We start from the raw sequence: 18,049 nt of genomic DNA on the forward strand, positions 1-18,049 counted from the left end.
TTTTATAAAATCATGACCTTCAAAACCTTGCGGTAATATTAACCTAGCTATTTGAGTACCTATTTATCAGTTAAAAACCCATTTTATAACACCGTGTTAATTATTGCAATTGGTATTATTCCTGAACAATGTCTATATCTAAACCATTCCATCTGTCAAGTAAAGAACTGACAAATTCAGTAGTAAGTTAAATTCTATAACTATTGAAATAAATTTCTACTATCTTTTCGACATTTTATTATTATACTACAGGTTATGATTTTATAATGAACTAGTATAGCCATAATGAATCAACATATTGTAAACTCTCCTGAATCACTTGATGAAAAACGTAATAATGCCTGTCAAGGTGGGGGAGGAGAGAGAATCGCCTTACAACATAAAAAAGGTAAGCTTACTGCAAGAGAAAGAATAGAAGTATTGCTAGATCCTGAGAGTTTTGAAGAAACAGGAATGTTTGTTGAACATAGATGCAGTAATTTTGGCATGAACGACAAAAAATTTCTTGGGGACGGTATAATAACTGGACATGGTACCATAAATGGTAGGTTGGTTTTTGTGTATAGCCAAGATTTTACCGTGTTAGGTGGATCTCTTGGTGAATATCACGCTAAAAAAATTTGTACTATACTCGATTCTGCTTTAGCAGTAGGAGCAGCAGTTATTGGCATCAATGATTCGGGGGGGGCAAGAATTCAGGAAGGGGTTGACTCTCTTAGTGGTTATGGAGAATTATTTCAACGTAATGTAATTGCTTCCGGTATTATTCCACAAATCACCTTAATTATGGGACCTTGTGCTGGTGGTGCTGTTTATTCTCCTGCCTTAACAGATTTCATATTCATGGTTAAAAATACTTCTTATATGTTTGTAACAGGACCAGACGTAGTTAAAACTGTTACAGGTGAAGAAGTAAGCCAAGAACAACTTGGCGGAGCAAAAATGCATACTACAAAGAGTGGTGTTGCTGACCTTGCTTTTAAAAATGATATAGAGCTACTTCTAGAAACTAGAAGGTTTTTTAATTTTTTACCTCTATCAAATCGTAGTCCCCTACCACATCGTCGTACCGAAGACCCAGCTGATCGGGTTGATATGTCCCTAAACACCTTAGTCCCAAGCATTCCGAACAAAGCTTATGACATGAAAGAATTAATTGAGCGTATTGTTGATGAAGGAGAATTTTTTGAGCTGCAACCAGATTTTGCTAGAAACATTATAATCGGCTTTGGTTATATGGAAGGAAGACCTATAGGATTTGTTGCGAATCAACCATTACATTTAGCTGGCTGTTTGGATATTAACGCATCAAGAAAGGCAGCAAGGTTTGTTCGTTTTTGTGATGCGTTTAATATCCCAATAGTAACTTTAGTTGATGTACCAGGTTTTTTACCTGGCACTGATCAAGAGCATAACGGAATTATTAAACATGGAGCAAAATTGTTATATGCGTACGCTGAAGCAACTGTACCAAAAATTACCATAATTACTAGGAAAGCTTATGGTGGAGCTTATATAGTGATGAATTCAAAACATCTTCGTGGTGATGTAAATTACGCGTGGTTCAACTCAGAAATTGCAGTACTTGGTGCTGAAGGAGCTGCTGAAATAATATTTAAAGAAGAATGCAAAGATACAGAATCAAAAAAACGAAAAATCCAAGAGTATAAAGATACTGTCACTTCTCCTTTCACTGCAGCATCTAGAGGATACTTAGACGATATTATAAAGCCTCAAAATACTAGATGGCGTATATGTAAAGCACTAAACTTTCTTCAAAACAAAAAAATACAATTACCATGGAAGAAGCATGATAACTTACCACTTTAGTATACTTAAGCACGAGATTTTATGACTAAACCATTATTTGAGAAAATTTTAATCGCCAATCGTGGTGAAATAGCTTTGAGAATAATGCAAACCCTAAAGAAGATGAGTATTAAATCAGTTGCCGTATATTCTGAAGCAGATACACATTCAATGCATGTACAATATGCTGATGAAGCTTATTATATCGGCAATTCTCCTGCCACTGAGAGCTATTTGTCAATTAAAAATATTGTAAATGCTATTAGAGCAAGTGGTGCTTCAGCAGTACATCCAGGATATGGATTTTTATCAGAAAATTCAAATTTTGCAAATATCTTAAAAAGGGAAGGAGTTGCCTTAATAGGTCCCAATGCTTCTGCTATTAAGAAAATGGGTGATAAAATTGAAGCAAAAAAAATCGCTATGGAAGCAGGAGTCAGCACTGTCCCTGGCTATATTGGTACTATCAGCAACATAAATCAGGCCATAGAAATTGCAGAAAAAATAGGTTTCCCTGTTATAGTTAAGGCAACAGCTGGTGGTGGTGGTCGTGGAATGAGAGTGGTAAAAAACTCTGAAGAAATGGCTAATGCCTTTGAATCAGCTAAGCTTGAGGCAGTAAATAATTTTAGCGATGGTAGATTATTCATTGAAAAATTAATTCAGTCCCCAAGGCATATTGAAATACAATTATTAGCTGATCAGTATGGTAACAGTGTTTGTCTTGGTGAGCGAGAATGTTCAATTCAACGTTACCATCAAAAAGTAATTGAAGAAGCCCCAAGCTCCTTTATTACCGAGGAAATACGGCAAAAAATGTATAAAGAGACCATAGCTTTATCTAGCAAGGTAGGTTATTACTCAGCCGGGACAGTTGAATTTATAGTTGATTTAGATAAGAATTTTTATTTCCTTGAGATGAATACTAGGTTACAAGTTGAGCATCCAGTAACTGAACTGATCACTGGTATTGACATAGTAGAAGAGATGATAAAAATTGCTGCTGGTGAAAAATTATCATTTTCTCAAGAAGATATAAAATTAAAAGGGCATGCGTTTGAATCTAGAATTTGTGCAGAAAACCCCATGCGTGGATTTCTGTCGTCTAGCGGTAGAATTACTGAATATGTAGAACCACCAAAAAATGCTAATATACGTGTGGATACAGGTCTTGGACTTGGTGGAGAAGTTAGTATGTTTTATGATTCAATGATTGCAAAACTTTGTACTTACGGAGAGACTAGAGAACAATCTATTGAGGTTATGCGTTCTGCTTTAAGTGCTTACATAATACAAGGTATTTCTCATAATATTAGTTTCTTAGAAGCAGTAATATCACATCCTCGTTTTATAGCAGGTGATATAAATACTGCATTTATAGAAGAAGAATATCCAGATGGTTTTTCTGGAGCAAGCTTAACTTCTGAAATCACTAAAATATTCCTAGCTACAGCCATTTTTGTTTATATTGCTGAGCAAAAACGTGCTGCGTTAATTTCTGGTCAAATAGTCGATCAAACTAATAAAATCGGTACTAGATGGGTTGTATCAATTGATGATAAACTATTTCCAGTTTTAATTAAATCAGTAGATTATGGTTATAATATAAGACAAGAAAATGATAGAATTTATATCCGTAGTAACTGGAACTTAGGTAGTAGACTCTTTTCCTGTATTGTAAATGGTAGAAAAGCCAATATAAAAATTGGCAATATCTTAACAGGTTATATGTTATCACATTCAGGTATTACTGTTAAAGCTTATGTCCGTTCTCCACGGATGTCTGAACTAGAAGCGTTGATGATTACAAAAAATATCCAAGAAGAGCAAACAGAGCTGCATGCCCCGCTTGCAGGACAAATTATTGCAATTAAGATTCAAGAAGGTAGTACGGTAGTTATTGGTCAAGAGATTATGGTTTTAACTGCCATGAAAATGGAGAATATACTTGTTGCTGAGCGTAATGGGAAAATTGCTAAAATCTTAGTTAATGAGAAAGATCAGGTGGTTAGTGGGCAGGTGTTACTTGAATTTGCTTAGGTTTAAACTAGATATAATAATAGCTTGAAAATTAATTGTAACTAGGTTCTGTTGACAAAAATTATAACGTAACCATATTAAAGTTCCAACAAAATTTAGAAAAGCTAAGAAAGTGGCTGGAGCCTTATCAAATCTAGAAAATATACGCCTAAAATGTTTGATTTTACCAAATAAGCACTCAATTAAATATCGTTCCTTATAAGTATGTTTATCATATTCACGTTGTACTTTACGGTTAGATTTTGGTGGTATAACAATCTCACACCCCTTATTTTCTAAACTTTCTACAAATGCACTACTATCGTATCCTTTATCGGCTATCACAGTCGTATTCTGAACATCTTGAGTAAGATTTCCCGCTTGAGTTATAGCCGAGTAGAAATCATAGCTCTTACCATCCTTTAATTAATAAAGTTTCATTGCTATTATAGCCCTCACAGAACCGTGCTTGTGGTTTTCCCACACACGGCTCTTCAATATAGCTATTCTGCTTTGAAGTAGTACCATATAAAGAAAACTTTATTTTTGGCATTGGTAGCGGATTCCACTGCAAATAGTTTTTAAACCATTTATAGCTTACTTTTCTACTACCTCTTCGGTTTATCCACTTATACTAATTGCAATAATTAACACGGTGTTATAAAATGGGTTTTTAACTGATAAATAGGTACTCAAATAGCTAGGTTAATATTACCGCAAGGTTTTGAAGGTCATGATTTTATAAAAATGATGAAACATGAGCCGCATGGTCGAAATCGTATACGTTTATTGGCGATGTATCACCTTCAATTAGGCAAATCTTTTAAAGCCATATCTGATACCAATTGCAATAATTAACACGGTGTATTTATCCAATCTCTATACATAATTGATTTTACTAAATCTACACATTATGAGCAAGTTGATTCCAAGCGTAACAAGCCATAGTAACGATATCTTCATATACACCATAACATTGGTTAGACAAGAAATGATTTTTAATCCATTCCCAAACTTGTTCCATTGCATTAAGTTCCGGTGCATAGGGCGGAAGCGGTATCAAAGTGATATTGCTTGGCACAGTTAGTTTTTTGGCTGTGTGCCAACCTGCATTATCCGTTAGTAAAGCTATATGTCGGTTGCCTTGAATACTGCGAGAAAGCTCTTCTAAGAATTTATACTAATTGCAATAATTAACACCGTGTTAATTATTGCAATTGGTATTACAGAGATGTACAAGAACAGATGGCCTATCGAGGTATTATTTTAAGTCATGAGACAGTAAGATTTTGGTGCAATAAATTTGCGGTTTATTTTCAAGATGTTATCAGAAAGCGAGAGAGGAAACCAACTGATAAATGGCATTTAGATGAGATGAATATTAAGATTAAAGGCGAGGTATTTATATTATGGAGAGCTGTTGACTCTGAGGGGCATGAATTAGAAGTATTACTGCAGAAGCGTCGTAATAAAAAATCAGCTATTCGTTTTTTATCAAAATTATTGGGTCATTATCCAGCTCCAAGAGTAATTGTTACTGATAAGCTCAGAAGTTACATTAAGCCGATTAAGCTTATGTGCCCTAAAACTGAGCATCGCACTCATAAAAGACTAAATAATCGTGTTGAGAATGCTCATCAACCAACTAGGCGCAACGAGAAGATATTAATTAAATTTAAGCATCCTAATTCAGCCCACTGTAAATTATCACTGATGGGAAAAGTCAGAAATATATTTGCCGTAAATGTTGGAAGATATAGTAAAACAGCAATTGAGCAAAGAATTGCATTTGCATCAGCTAAATCCATTTGGGACGAAGCCACTCAAAGACTTCTTGCTGCCTGAAATCTAAAAATTGGTAGTACTACCTGGAATACAGTGTGCTGGTGCATCCATATGTGTACCAATCCCTGCATGCATTTTGAACTGCTGCACACGAAATTCTTCATTCTGTCGGCAGTCAGAATAATCCAATTTAACATCAATATTAAACCCACAACCTCCACTCCACGAAGGAGTCTGCTCATCAAGAGTGTGTGTGAGATCAATAATTTTGTATGGAAAAATTATAGCTATCCCTCCTTCAAACTTACCAAAAAGAATCAATTCGCAATATTCCTATTATAAAGAAAGTAATATAAACAACTATACATAAAACTATATATAAAGTGTAATTAAATACGTAACCTGTCTGCGATCTACTCACCAAAAAACCAAAGTAATTTACCGTTTTAGCAAAGCTATTTGGACCAAATCTATCTATCACTCTTTGATCCATCAAATTGCATAACTTACTTAAGTTAGTTACTAATCTTACTATCACAAAGTCATAAACCTCATCAAAATAATATTTATGTACCAACAGCTTTTCTATAAATCCTATTTTTATTTTTTCTTTGATTCTTCTATAAAAATAAAGCCCCAAAACAATACCTATTAGTCCCGAAACCATTGGTAATAATTTTATATAAAGAGGAGGATGCATTGCTAGTATTTGGTAAATATGAATGTTAAATATACTATCAAGGAAATAACCATTTGGTTTGTCAAAAAACAATATATAATAACCTATCATTCCTGCAAGAAAACTACCTGCCACTAAAAGACTAAGTGGTGCATTCATGATATGGGGTGATTCATGGACATGATTGATGTCAATAGTTAGTCTAGTTTTTCCATGAAATACTAATAAGATAATTTTCATAGAATAAATGGCAGTCAGGACTGCAGTAAGAATTCCAATAATAAACACGATAGTACCGATACCACCGCTACTATATGCTAGCTCTAAAATAGCATCTTTTGAATAAAATCCTGCTAAAGGATAAATACCTATGAGTGCCAGTGATCCAATTAAAAAATTACAATAAGTAATTGGCATCTTATCTTTTAAACCACCAATCTTAAAAATATTTTGCTCATGACAAGCGTGAATTACACTACCAGCTGATAAAAATAATAAAGCTTTAAAAAATGCATGGGTGACTAAATGAAAAATACCAGCATTATAAGCTGACACACCACAAGCAAGAAACATATAACCAAGTTGGCTACAAGTAGAATAGGCAATAATTTTTTTTATATCATCTTGAACTATGGCAATAGTTGCGGCAAATATACATGTAATACCACCAATAATGGAAATAAAGTGCAATACCCCTATACTATATTCAAATAAATAAGAACATCTAGCTACTAAAAAGACCCCAGCTGTTACCATGGTTGCAGCATGAATAAGTGCCGAGACAGGAGTTGGTCCTTCCATAGCATCTGGTAGCCATATATGCAAGCCAATTTGAGCCGACTTGCCCATGCATCCCAAGAATAATAGTAAACATACCACGTCAATTACTGTTGCTTTAAAACCCAATATACTCAATTGCATCTTAGATAATGACTCTGCTTTATCAAATACACTAGCAAAATCAACTACACCAAAATAAACAATAATGGTAATAATCCCAAGTATAAAAGCAAAATCTCCTACCCTATTTACTATAAAGGCTTTAATTGCTGCTTTATTCGCTGATTCTTTCTGATACCAAAAACCAATTAACAAATACGAACATAGGCCAACACCTTCCCAAACAAAAAATAATTGGACAAAATTATCTGCTGATACCAAAGCTAGCATAAAGAAAGTGAATAATGATAGAAATGCTAGAAATTTAGGTAATCCATCATCATCCGCCATATAGCCAAGAGAATAAATATGTACTACAGCTGAAATCCAAGTAACCACTATAAACATAATAGCGGTTAGCTGATCGACATAAATCGCCCAACTTACTTTCATGTTACCAATTTCTAGCCATTTTGCTAAAATTATATGAATAATGGCTTTGTTTATACCCACATTGTAAAATATAAACATAGATAATAATGCCGATAAACTTATTGCAATAGTGGCAATAAAAGCTGCTTGCTTCTTGCTAAAACACTGACAAAACAAACCATTGATAATACCAGAGATTAAAGGTAACATTACTGTAAGTGTTGCTGCCGAAGCTATCATATCAATTAGCCCTTCATCTGATTTATATCACCCACTTCTATTGAGCCTTTATTTCTAAAATAAACTAGTAATATTGCAAGTCCTATTGTGGTTTCAGCAGCTGCTATTGTTAAAATTATTATACTAAAAATTTGCCCAGACATCTCATGTGTATAAGTAGAGAATGCCACAAAATTGATGTTTACAGCCAGCAGCATCAATTCAATTGACATAAGAATTGTTATGACATTCTTACGATGCATAAACAAACCAACCATCCCTATACTAAAAATGAGGGCCGATAAAGTTAAATAATGTTCCAAAGTAATAGTACTAATCATATTTGAGTCCTTCTATTCCCTTATTTAAATGTGGTTTGCCCATTAATATGGAGTTATCTTTATTTTTAGCATACTGCTTAGCAATATCCTGTCTTTTAAGTTCGCTGCGATGTCGAATAGTTAAGGTAATACAAGATATCATTGCCACAAATAGAATAATACCCGAAACTTGAAAAGGTAAGATATAATCGGTATATAGTATTTCCCCAATAGCATGAGTATTAGTTACACCTGATGTTATCTCAAATTGGTTATTATCCAAAATTATATTTTTAGTACCTAACCAAATTATCAGGACAAGATCAGCAAACATAATAAGTGCAACAGAAATACTTATAAATAAGTTTCTTTTAAATTGCACAATAACATCGGTAAAACGAATATTCAGCATCATGATAACAAACAAAAATAATACTGCTACTGCCCCAACATATATAACAATCAATATCATTGCTAAAAATTCTGCCCCTAGCAAAACCATTAGCCCCGAACCGTTACAGAAAGTAAAGATCAACCATAAGACAGAATAAACAGGGTTTTTACTGATGACTACCAAACAACTACTTATAACCATTAATCCCGCAAATAAATAAAAAAATATCTCCATAATTATCTATATTTATAATCATCATGTAGCTTAATTGTTAGTTCTTGTTCCCACATATCACCATTTTTCAGCAATTTTTCTTTGTCATAAAGCAATTCTTCATGGGTAATAGTAGCAAATTCAAAATTAGGGCCTTCCACTATCGCATCAACTGGACATGCTTCTTGGCATAGACCACAATAAATGCATTTAGTCATATCAATATCATATCTAGTGGTACGCCTACTACCATCTTCTCTTTCTTCTGCTTCAATAATAATAGCTTGAGCCGGACAAATTGCTTCACAAAGCTTACAAGCAATACAACGCTCCTCACCATTAGCGTAACGCCTTAATGCATGCTCACCTTTAAATCTTGGGCTTATCCTTCCCTTCTCATAGGGATAATTTATAGTTACTTTAGGTTTGAAGAAATACTTCAAAGTTAGACTAAGCCCTGAGATTATTTCAAATAAAAAAAAAGACTTCAGGTAACTAATTATTTTCATTTTATTATACACCAAAAATTTGTAGCACTAAGCATGTTTACAATTTATTTTTTCTTCCTAGAGAAGGTTTTAGGTATACTATATACACTCTTCTGCTCCTACAAATTGTTTTTTGAAAATATCATGGATTTGCATGCTCACCATTCATTTTCAAATCCAATTCTTCAAAGCATTTGAGTGTACTTAAAAAGTTCTATCTTTTAATAAATCAGCTATTGCCTGATAAGATTTCAGAGCTTTTTCTGGATCACTGGCAATCATTTCTGCTCCAAGTTTCTCATTATTATTCATATTCCATAAACGACAATTATCCGGGCTAATTTCATCCGCCAACATTACCATAAATTCCTCACCATTAAACACTCTGCCAAATTCTAGTTTGCATTCAACAAGCCTTATACCAATACCTGTAAATAATCCACTTAAAAAATCGTGTGTTCTTATGGCTTTATGTTTTACTTCATCAATTTCTTGTTTACTTAACCAACCAAAATTTAGTATTTGGTGTTCATTAATTATAGGATGCTTTAACTCACTACTTCTAACTCTAAAATCGATAATTGGATGATCAAATACGTATCCTTCTTCCATAGAGAATTCTTTTACAAACCTACCGCAAGCTACTGTAGAAACTAATATTTGAACGGGGAAAATATCTACAGATTGTATTAATTGCTCACGCATGTTAATTTTTTCAATTAGGTGGTTATCTATTCCTACCATATCAAGTCTGCTCATTATGAAGGACGAAATATTATTATTCAGCACCCCTTTGCCCGAAATATCAAAAATCTCTCCGTTTTCTAAAGTAATTTTGTCAGTAAACGCCATAATAAAAGCAAAATCTTCTTGTGACTGATAAAGAGCTTTACTTGATCCTTGATATAACTTTTGTTTCATTTGAAAAAGATTCTATAGTAGCGGCTTTCACCTTTTGTACAAATTTAATATTTATTATATCAGAAGAATAGATTAAATAAATATTTAATACTAATCCAGCTAGCAGAGATTGCTATAACAGCTATAATAATACCAATTGCAATAATGAACACGGTGTATTTATCCAATCTCTATACATAATTGATTTTACTAAATCTACATTATGAGCAAGTTGATTCCAAGCGTAACAAGCCATAGTAACGATATCTTCATATACACCATAACATTGGTTAGACAAGAAATGATTTTTAATCCATTCCCAAACTTGTTCCATTGCATTAAGTTCCGGTGCATAGGGCGGAAGCGGTATCAAAGTGATATTGCTTGGCACAGTTAGTTTTTTGGCTGTGTGCCAACCTGCATTATCCGTTAGTAAAGCTATATGTCGGTTGCCTTGAATACTGCGAGAAAGCTCTTCTAAGAATTTATTCATTGCCTGTGTGTTTGCATATGGTAAAATTAATGCACAAGCTTCTCCTGTCTCATGGCAAGCAGCTCTGTAAATATATGTTGAAATAAATTGCTGTTGCCTGTTGCCCAACTCTAGTTTCATCCTGAGACCATATATCAACTTTACATCTATCGATATTTTTTGCTAATAATTTTGTTAACATGTCTGGAAAGTTTTTTTATATCTATTGTGAGTCTCTTGATTTGATTTTGGATGCATTGAACGAGAAGTAATCCAGCTCAAACCAAGGCGGTGCATAGTATTGTAGACTGTTTTTAAAGCACATTTAGCACCATATTCCTCAACTAACATGATATGTAGCTCCTTTCCAGTTATATACCCACCAGTTTTACTTTCACTGAGCGTATTGATTTTATCAAAAATAGCAGACTCTTGTATACTGTTAATCTTCCTAGGGGCACCGCTTCTTTGTGATTCAAATAATCCTTCAAAACCATGATTCCTAAATCTTCTGAGCGATGATTGCACAGTTTTCCAGTGTGACTTCACTATTTCAGATATGGCTTTAAAAGATTTGCCTAATTGAAGGTGATACATCGCCAATACACGTATACGATTTCGACCATGCGGCTCATGTTTCATCATTTTTATAAAATCATGACCTTCAAAACCTTGCGGTAATATTAACCTAGCTATTTGAGTACCTATTTATCAGTTAAAAACCCATTTTATAACACCGTGTTCATTATTGCAATTAGTATAACAATTACTCTTGGAGCTGGATAATGACCCAATAATTTTGATAAAAAACGAATAGCTGATTTTTTGTTACGACGCTTCTGCAGTAATACTTCTAATTCATGCCCCTCAGAGTCAACAGCTCTCCATAATATCAATACCTCGACTTGAATCTTAATATTCATCTCATCTAAATGCCATTTATCAGTTGGTTTCCTCTCTCGCTTTCTGATAACATCTTGAAAATAAACCGCAAATTTATTGCACCAAAATCTTACTGTCTCATGACTTAAAATAATACCTCGATAGGCCATCTGTTCTTGTACATCTCTGTAACTATTATTGAATCGATGATATAACCATACTGCATGGCTAATAATGATTACTGGAAAACGATGTCTCTTTGGGGATTGAATAATACACATAGCACTGAAATTTAGGTAACAATTGTCACTGATAATCTATAAATTATTCCCTACATTTGCTCAATACTTAATTTACATTTCTCTTAACTTGACGGTGCCGTTGGAAGATATAGTAAAACAGCAATTGAGCAAAGAATTGCATTTGCATCAGCTAAATCCATTTGGGACGAAGCCACTCAAAGACTTCTTGCTGCCTGAAATCTAAAAATATAGCTCTTTTTGATACTATTTTACTTAACTTGACGGTGCCATATGTGTTAATAATATCAACAAGAAACATAAAGTGAAAATATTTTATAATATAGATAACTTTAATAGCTAATAATTATTGATTTACAACATCTATATCTATATCTTTACCTGATAGACAAGCTATCATTAGCTGAATTAAATTAACTCACTTAAAGGAAAAATTTATGCACAAAGGTGAATTCATTGATTATATAGCAAACCAACAAAATTGTACTAAAGTTGAAGCTGAAAAAATTATAAATACATTTACCAATGCAGTTACTTCTATTCTTGCTGAAGGTAAAGACGTAATACTGATTGGCTTTGGTAAGTTTTACTCTAGTAAAGTAGCAGCTAGAGCTGGCAAAAATCCTAGAACTGGTCAGCCTCTTAAAATTGAAGCTTACGTTCAACCTAAGTTCTCTGCTGGTGAAAAACTAAAATCTGCCTGCAATGGACGTAAAGACTCAAAACCAAAAACTGCAAAGTAAGTAATATACTCAAATGATTTGAAGAATTGGATTTGAAAATGAATGGTGAGCATGCAAACCCATGATATTTTTAAAAAACAATTCTTTAAATTATTTGAGTATACTCTATTTTGAGCTAACCATGATCAAAATGAAACATCGCTTTAATTTGTTACTCACACTTATTAGATTTTATCAATTCTTTATTTCCCCCCTACTTGGTGATAATTGTCGTTTTAATCCATCATGTTCAGAATATGCTAGATCAGCAATAATAATGCATGGTAATATTAAAGGATTATGGTTATTTATTAAGAGAATAATTAGGTGTAATCCTTTCTGTCAAGGTGGATATGATCCTGTGCCTAATACTACCCAACCTGAAAATTAATTGGAAGAGTATACTCGAATGCTTTGAAGAATTGTTTTGTGAAAATATCAGGAACTCGCGTACTCATATACTAAATGTACACCTAGTTCGCTTGCCCCTCATTTTCAACTAGAGCTACGGCACCGTCAAGTTAAGAGAAATGTAAATTAAGTATTGAGCAAATGTAGGGAATAATTTATAGATTATCAGTGACAATTGTTACCTAAATTTCAGTGCTATGTGTATTATTCAATCCCCAAAGAGACATCGTTTTCCAGTAATCATTATTAGCCATGCAGTATGGTTATATCATCGAGTCAATAATAGTTACAGAGATGTACAAGAACAGATGGCCTATCGAGGTATTATACCAATTGCAATAATTAACACGGTGTTATAAAATGGGTTTTTAACTGATAAATAGGTACTCAAATAGCTAGGTTAATATTACCGCAAGGTTTTGAAGGTCATGATTTTATAAAAATGATGAAACATGAGCCGCATGGTCGAAATCGTATACGTTTATTGGCGATGTATCACCTTCAATTAGGCAAATCTTTTAAAGCCATATCTGAAATAGTGAAGTCACACTGGAAAACCATGCAATCATCGCTCAGAAGATTTAGGCATCATGGTTTTGAAGGATTATTTGAATAACAAAGAAGCGGTGCCCCTAGGAAGATTAACACTATACAAGAATCTGCTCTTTTTGATAAAATCAATACGCTCAGTAAAAGTAAAACTGGTGGGTATATAACTGGAAAAGAGCTACATATCATGTTACTTGAGGAATATGGTGCTAAATGTGCTTTCAAAACAGTCTACAATACTATGCACCGCCTTGGTTTTAGCTGGATTACTTCTCGTTCAATGCATCCAAAATCAAATCAAGAGACTCAAAATAGATATAAAAAAACTTTCCAGACATGTTAACAAAATTATTAGCAAAAAATATCGATAGATGTAAAGTTGATATATGGTCTCAGGATGAAACTAGAGTTGGGCAACAAGGTAGCTTAACTCGTATATGGGCTAAGCGTGGCACTAGACCCCGTAAAGTTCGGCAACAGCAATTTATTTCAACATATATTTACGGAGCTGCTTGCCATGAGACAGGAGAAGCTTGTGCATTAATTTTACCATATGCAAACACACAGGCAATGAATAAATTCTTAGAAGAGCTTTCTCGCAGTATTCAAGGCAACCGACATATAGCTTTACTAACGGATAATGCAGGTTGGCACACAGCCAAAAAACTAACTGTGCCAAGCAATATCACTTTGATACCGCTTCCGCCCTATGCACCGGAACTTAATGCAATGGAACAAGTTTGGGAATGGATTAAAAATCATTTCTTGTCTAACCAATGTTATGGTGTATATGAAGATATCGTTACTATGGCTTGTTACGCTTGGAATCAACTTGCTCATAATGTAGATTTAGTAAAATCAATTATGTATAGAGATTATCTATGGATAAATACACCGTGTTAATTATTGCAATTGGTATTATTTTAAGTCATGAGACAGTAAGATTTTGGTGCAATAAATTTGCGGTTTATTTTCAAGATGTTATCAGAAAGCGAGAGAGGAAACCAACTGATACATGGCATTTAGATGAGATGAATATTAAGATTAAAGGCGAGGTATTTATATTATGGAGAGCTGTTGACTCTGAGGGGCATGAATTAGAAGTATTACTGCAGAAGCATCGTAACAAAAAATCAGCTATTCGTTTTTTATCAAAATTATTGGGTCATTATCCAGCTCCAAGAGTAATTGTTACTGATAAGCTCAGAAGTTACATTAAGCCGATTAAGCTTATGTGCCCTAAAACTGAGCATCGCACTCATAAAAGACTAAATAATCGTGTTGAGAATGCTCATCAACCAACTAGGCGCAACGAGAAGATATTAATTAAATTTAAGCATCCTAATTCAGCCCACTGTAAATTATCACTGATGGGAAAAGTCAGAAATATATTTGCCGTAAATGTTGGAAGATATAGTAAAACAGCAATTGAGCAAAGAATTGCATTTGCATCAGCTAAATCCATTTGGGACGAAGCCACTCAAAGACTTCTTGCTGCCTGAAATCTAAAAATATAGCTCTTTTTGATACTATTTTACTTAACTTGACGGTGCCAGTAAGTCTATTGCAAGGAGCTATATCACCCCCCTTCCCTATTTACTTCGTATTTGTAACATCCCCAAAAAGAGTAAAAAATAGGCAAACATCTGCATAAAAAATACCATGCCACTCAATGCTGGTAAAAATATAACGATAATAGGTTGTAATAAAATGGGCACTCCACTTGAAAATAATACTATCCTAGTGCATGTTTGCCAAGAGGATTTAGGACCAAAATAATTAGTTAACAGATATACTAATATAATAATAAAGCTTTTTTCGAATAAAATTGTTACAAAACGAAAGACTATCATTATTGGCATTAAAATGTAAATAAATACCTTCGGTGCTTGTGTAAGAATCCTAGAAAAATGCTTTTTAATGACTTCTTCAGTTAGAATTTTTTGATCAGAAGTAAATAATTTAGAATATCCAATACTAAATGCACTCTTTTTTTTATCAGTTATTTCAATCGTAGTAAGGGTTATATTATTGCTACTAAAGAGGATAGGAACTTTAATTTTTTCGCTATAAGGTAGTTGATTCTTTGAGTCTATAACAGCAATTTTATTACCATTTTCATCGAGTAAATATATAGCTTCATCTTGATCAACTAAAATTTTACTACCATCATAATAGATTTCCGGTAACTGTTTTAATATATATTCAATAGTTGTGGTGCTTTTTGTAGAGCGGTTTTCAGTAAAATAATCCGTCAAAGCCAACAAATAATTAAATATAAAAAGACAGAAAATCAATGATGATATAAAAGATACAGTAAATATGTATTTAATTCCATACCCTGTATATGATCTATAAACATCTTGGTAAAAATTTATTGAACTGATTGATAACCGTAATTGATGAAATAAAGTAGTAAACCACGAGAAAACGGATAATAGTTTTGTTGTCATAATATCTATTTTGATGTAGATTCATAAAAAATTTTTATCAATATATTCCAATTCTTAAAACTAGAAAAGTATATATCTTTTAACATAAAAGCGATATTTATCATAATGAAGTTTAATAAAATACCAAAATATTCAAAAGAATATTGTAAACTAAGTAACTGTATTAGAGTTTTAGCAAGTGATAGCATAGAGCATGCCAAGTCAGGCCATCCAGGTATGGTACTTGGCATGGCAGATGTGATGACAGTTTTAGTGTTTGATTTTCTTAAATTCAATCCTAATGATCCAACTTGGTTTGACCGTGATCGCCTAGTTCTATCAGCTGGGCATGGATCTATGTTACTTTATAGTTTTTATTATTTAACAAATTATAAAAATTTTCACTTAGAAGATTTAAAACAATTTCGCAAATTACATTCAAAAACTCCTGGACATCCAGAATATGGAGCATATGAAGCTATTGAGGCTACTACAGGTCCTTTAGGTCAGGGATTTGCCACTTCAGTGGGTATGGCTATTGGTCAAAAAAAATATCAACAAAAATTGGGCAAAAATCTTAGTGATCATAAAATTTACTGTATAATTGGAGATGGATGCCTAATGGAAGGTATAAGCTACGAGGCTGCTTCTTTAGCTGGACATTTATGCCTTAATAACCTAATAGTTTTATTTGATGATAATAAAATTTCCATCGATGGCTCTATCAACCTTACCGTATCTGAAAACCATTTGCTTAAATTTACTGCCATGGGTTGGATTACCGAATCTATAGATGGGCATGATTTTGAGCAAATTAATGCCAGCTTAACTAGGGCAAAAAATTCTGATAAACCCTACTTTATTGCCTGTCGTACTTTAATTGCCAAAGGTTCTATTAACAAGGTAAATTCAGATGCAGCCCATGGTTCGCCCCTTGGCAAAGATGAAGTTAAATTGCTAAAAGAAAATTTAGGTTTTAAGGATGAAGAATTTGACCTAGCAAAAGAATTAAAAGATATATGGGGCATCGCTTGGCTAAGAAATCAAGTGAGTTATAATAATTGGCAGGAAAACTTTGTTGATATAAGTCAAGAACAAAAAGTGTATTTTGCTAGACCTAATATCGATTGTTCTTTTCTTGACAATATCCCGATCCCGGTAAAAGATGAAGCAACCCGTAGTTCATCCGGTAGAATTGTAGAAGAATTAAGCAAACTATCTGACAAAATTATTTTTGGGTCAGCTGATTTATCATTATCCAATAATATCAAAAATAATCATAGTAAAGTAATCAGTAAAGATGATTTTAGCGGCAACTACATCCATTATGGTGTTCGTGAGAATGCTATGGGTTCTATCATGAACGGACTGTCATTATCAGGATTTTTGCCTGTAGGTGCTACTTTTCTAGCCTTTTCTGATTATATGAAGCCAAGTATGCGACTTTCTGCTATTATGCAGCAACAAGTAATCTATATAATGACTCATGATTCAATCGGTGTAGGAGAAGACGGCCCTACTCACCAACCAGTTGAGCATCTAGCGTCCTTTCGAAGCTTACCAAATATGATGGTATTACGCCCTGCAGACTATATAGAAACAGCCGAGTCTTGGCGAATTGCACTATCTAATAAACAAGGTCCTTCTATTCTTGCTTTAACAAGACAAGCTGTTCCTCAAATTACTAAGATTCAAAATGGGGAAAATCAAATAGTTAGCCACATTAGTTCACAAAATTTATACTCTAAAGGTGGTTATATATTGTCAGGAAATAGTCAAGAAAAAGTAGATGTTGCTATCTTTGCTACAGGTTCTGAATTATCAATTGCCTTAGAGGTAAAAGATATACTAAGCAAAAATGGATTTAGTGTAAATGTTATTTCAATATTATGTTTTGAGTTATTTTTTAAACAGCCTCGTAGCTATACCCAAAATATCCTATCCAATGCCAAATTGAAAGTGGCTATAGAAGCTGCAAGTAGCTTTGGCTGGCATCGAATCATTGGAGAAAACGGACTGTTTTTTGGAGTCGACCAATTTGGTCTATCTAGTTGTTCTGAAGATGTATACTCATATTTTGGTCTTACTCCTTCAAATATCCTAGAAAAGATTATGGCAAAAATTAAGGAGATGTAAAAAAGGTATCATTGCAAGTAGGCGAAAGGGCACCGTCAAGTTAAGTAA

At 33.5% G+C, this 18,049-nt stretch carries 23 protein-coding genes and 2 pseudogenes; 11 read left to right on the top strand and 14 right to left on the bottom strand.

Features of this window, described 5'->3' with window-relative positions:
* Positions 1 to 285 precede the first annotated feature (285 nt).
* Both ACFE3K_RS03545 and ACFE3K_RS03550 read left to right on the top strand, forming a co-directional pair.
* Complete coding sequence (locus ACFE3K_RS03545; protein ID WP_375359383.1) at positions 286 to 1,830, top strand: acyl-CoA carboxylase subunit beta; 1,545 nt, start codon at positions 286 to 288, stop codon at positions 1,828 to 1,830.
* A gap of 21 nt (positions 1,831 to 1,851) precedes the next feature.
* Positions 1,852 to 3,849, top strand: a complete 1,998-nt coding sequence (locus ACFE3K_RS03550) for an acetyl-CoA carboxylase biotin carboxylase subunit (protein WP_375359384.1) — start codon at positions 1,852 to 1,854, stop codon at positions 3,847 to 3,849.
* Here ACFE3K_RS03550 and ACFE3K_RS03555 read toward each other — a convergent pair.
* From ACFE3K_RS03555 to ACFE3K_RS03565, 3 genes and pseudogenes are all read right to left on the bottom strand, one after another.
* A complete protein-coding gene (locus ACFE3K_RS03555) occupies positions 3,832 to 4,218 on the bottom strand; it encodes a transposase (protein ID WP_375359469.1) in 387 nt (128 codons plus the stop codon). The two genes, ACFE3K_RS03550 and ACFE3K_RS03555, sit on opposite strands and share 18 nt — an antisense overlap.
* 22 nt (positions 4,219 to 4,240) lie before the next feature.
* Entirely contained in the window at positions 4,241 to 4,381 is a 141-nt protein-coding gene (locus ACFE3K_RS03560) for a hypothetical protein (protein ID WP_375359385.1), read from the bottom strand.
* Between the two features lie 351 nt (positions 4,382 to 4,732).
* Positions 4,733 to 4,993, bottom strand: a pseudogene (locus ACFE3K_RS03565) (transposase); the annotation flags it as partial.
* Positions 4,994 to 5,064: 71 nt separating this feature from the next.
* On the opposite strand from ACFE3K_RS03565, the pseudogene ACFE3K_RS03570 reads away from it, so the two are divergent.
* Positions 5,065 to 5,673 (top strand): annotated as a pseudogene (locus ACFE3K_RS03570) (IS6 family transposase); the annotation flags it as partial.
* Positions 5,674 to 5,676: 3 nt separating this feature from the next.
* Here ACFE3K_RS03570 and ACFE3K_RS03575 read toward each other — a convergent pair.
* From ACFE3K_RS03575 to ACFE3K_RS03620, 10 genes are all read right to left on the bottom strand, one after another.
* The gene (locus ACFE3K_RS03575) at positions 5,677 to 5,934 is read right to left on the bottom strand and encodes a cyclase family protein (protein WP_375359386.1); all 258 of its coding nucleotides are present in this window, start codon (positions 5,932 to 5,934) and stop codon (positions 5,677 to 5,679) included.
* Positions 5,918 to 7,843: an NADH-quinone oxidoreductase subunit L gene (gene nuoL / locus ACFE3K_RS03580; protein ID WP_375359387.1), complete on the bottom strand. Its 1,926-nt coding sequence runs from the start codon at positions 7,841 to 7,843 to the stop codon at positions 5,918 to 5,920. Before nuoL ends, ACFE3K_RS03575 begins: the two co-directional genes overlap by 17 nt.
* 5 nt (positions 7,844 to 7,848) lie before the next feature.
* Complete coding sequence (gene nuoK / locus ACFE3K_RS03585; protein WP_341747416.1) at positions 7,849 to 8,163, bottom strand: NADH-quinone oxidoreductase subunit NuoK; 315 nt, start codon at positions 8,161 to 8,163, stop codon at positions 7,849 to 7,851.
* Positions 8,156 to 8,770 carry an NADH-quinone oxidoreductase subunit J gene (locus ACFE3K_RS03590; protein ID WP_375359388.1) on the bottom strand — a complete coding sequence of 205 codons (615 nt, stop codon included), beginning with the start codon at positions 8,768 to 8,770 and terminating at the stop codon, positions 8,156 to 8,158. Before ACFE3K_RS03590 ends, nuoK begins: the two co-directional genes overlap by 8 nt.
* Before the next feature lie 2 nt (positions 8,771 to 8,772).
* The gene (gene nuoI, locus ACFE3K_RS03595) at positions 8,773 to 9,252 is read right to left on the bottom strand and encodes an NADH-quinone oxidoreductase subunit NuoI (protein ID WP_375359470.1); all 480 of its coding nucleotides are present in this window, start codon (positions 9,250 to 9,252) and stop codon (positions 8,773 to 8,775) included.
* A 189-nt stretch (positions 9,253 to 9,441) separates the two neighbouring features.
* Positions 9,442 to 10,158, bottom strand: a complete 717-nt coding sequence (locus tag ACFE3K_RS03600) for a phosphoribosylaminoimidazolesuccinocarboxamide synthase (RefSeq protein ID WP_375359389.1) — start codon at positions 10,156 to 10,158, stop codon at positions 9,442 to 9,444.
* 121 nt (positions 10,159 to 10,279) lie between these two features.
* Complete coding sequence (locus ACFE3K_RS03605; RefSeq protein ID WP_375359471.1) at positions 10,280 to 10,738, bottom strand: transposase; 459 nt, start codon at positions 10,736 to 10,738, stop codon at positions 10,280 to 10,282.
* Positions 10,680 to 10,811, bottom strand: coding sequence for a hypothetical protein (locus ACFE3K_RS03610; RefSeq protein WP_375359390.1), 132 nt, complete (start codon positions 10,809 to 10,811; stop codon positions 10,680 to 10,682). The genes ACFE3K_RS03605 and ACFE3K_RS03610 overlap by 59 nt, the downstream gene beginning before the upstream one ends.
* Positions 10,805 to 11,254, bottom strand: coding sequence for a helix-turn-helix domain-containing protein (locus tag ACFE3K_RS03615; RefSeq protein WP_375359391.1), 450 nt, complete (start codon positions 11,252 to 11,254; stop codon positions 10,805 to 10,807). Before ACFE3K_RS03615 ends, ACFE3K_RS03610 begins: the two co-directional genes overlap by 7 nt.
* An 83-nt stretch (positions 11,255 to 11,337) precedes the next feature.
* Complete coding sequence (locus tag ACFE3K_RS03620; RefSeq protein WP_375359392.1) at positions 11,338 to 11,772, bottom strand: IS6 family transposase; 435 nt, start codon at positions 11,770 to 11,772, stop codon at positions 11,338 to 11,340.
* Between the two features lie 416 nt (positions 11,773 to 12,188).
* Between ACFE3K_RS03620 and ACFE3K_RS03625 the strand changes: the two genes are divergently transcribed.
* From ACFE3K_RS03625 to ACFE3K_RS03655, 7 genes are all read left to right on the top strand, one after another.
* Positions 12,189 to 12,494: an HU family DNA-binding protein gene (locus tag ACFE3K_RS03625; RefSeq protein WP_341752074.1), complete on the top strand. Its 306-nt coding sequence runs from the start codon at positions 12,189 to 12,191 to the stop codon at positions 12,492 to 12,494.
* A gap of 130 nt (positions 12,495 to 12,624) precedes the next feature.
* Entirely contained in the window at positions 12,625 to 12,864 is a 240-nt protein-coding gene (gene yidD, locus ACFE3K_RS03630) for a membrane protein insertion efficiency factor YidD (RefSeq protein WP_342260400.1), read from the top strand.
* Between the two features lie 217 nt (positions 12,865 to 13,081).
* Entirely contained in the window at positions 13,082 to 13,243 is a 162-nt protein-coding gene (locus ACFE3K_RS03635; protein WP_375359394.1) for a hypothetical protein, read from the top strand.
* A gap of 83 nt (positions 13,244 to 13,326) precedes the next feature.
* Positions 13,327 to 13,500, top strand: coding sequence for a hypothetical protein (locus tag ACFE3K_RS03640; protein WP_375358833.1), 174 nt, complete (start codon positions 13,327 to 13,329; stop codon positions 13,498 to 13,500).
* A gap of 96 nt (positions 13,501 to 13,596) precedes the next feature.
* Entirely contained in the window at positions 13,597 to 13,776 is a 180-nt protein-coding gene (locus tag ACFE3K_RS03645; RefSeq protein WP_375359472.1) for a helix-turn-helix domain-containing protein, read from the top strand.
* A complete protein-coding gene (locus ACFE3K_RS03650) occupies positions 13,770 to 14,336 on the top strand; it encodes an IS630 family transposase (RefSeq protein ID WP_375358988.1) in 567 nt (188 codons plus the stop codon). Before ACFE3K_RS03645 ends, ACFE3K_RS03650 begins: the two co-directional genes overlap by 7 nt.
* The gene (locus ACFE3K_RS03655) at positions 14,330 to 14,935 is read left to right on the top strand and encodes an IS6 family transposase (RefSeq protein ID WP_375359395.1); all 606 of its coding nucleotides are present in this window, start codon (positions 14,330 to 14,332) and stop codon (positions 14,933 to 14,935) included. Before ACFE3K_RS03650 ends, ACFE3K_RS03655 begins: the two co-directional genes overlap by 7 nt.
* Positions 14,936 to 15,025: 90 nt before the next feature.
* On the opposite strand, the gene ACFE3K_RS03660 is transcribed toward ACFE3K_RS03655, so the two are convergent.
* Positions 15,026 to 15,886 (bottom strand): DUF1189 family protein, encoded by an 861-nt coding sequence (locus ACFE3K_RS03660; RefSeq protein WP_375359396.1) that lies wholly within the window; start codon positions 15,884 to 15,886, stop codon positions 15,026 to 15,028.
* A 105-nt stretch (positions 15,887 to 15,991) separates the two neighbouring features.
* Between ACFE3K_RS03660 and tkt the strand changes: the two genes are divergently transcribed.
* On the top strand, positions 15,992 to 18,001 hold the full coding sequence (tkt, locus tag ACFE3K_RS03665) for a transketolase (protein ID WP_375359397.1): 2,010 nt from the start codon (positions 15,992 to 15,994) through the stop codon (positions 17,999 to 18,001).
* Positions 18,002 to 18,049: the final 48 nt, after the last annotated feature.

The sequence above is a fragment of the Candidatus Tisiphia endosymbiont of Neophilaenus lineatus genome (assembly GCF_964264975.1).
In the GTDB taxonomy this organism is placed as follows: Bacteria; Pseudomonadota; Alphaproteobacteria; order Rickettsiales; family Rickettsiaceae; genus Tisiphia.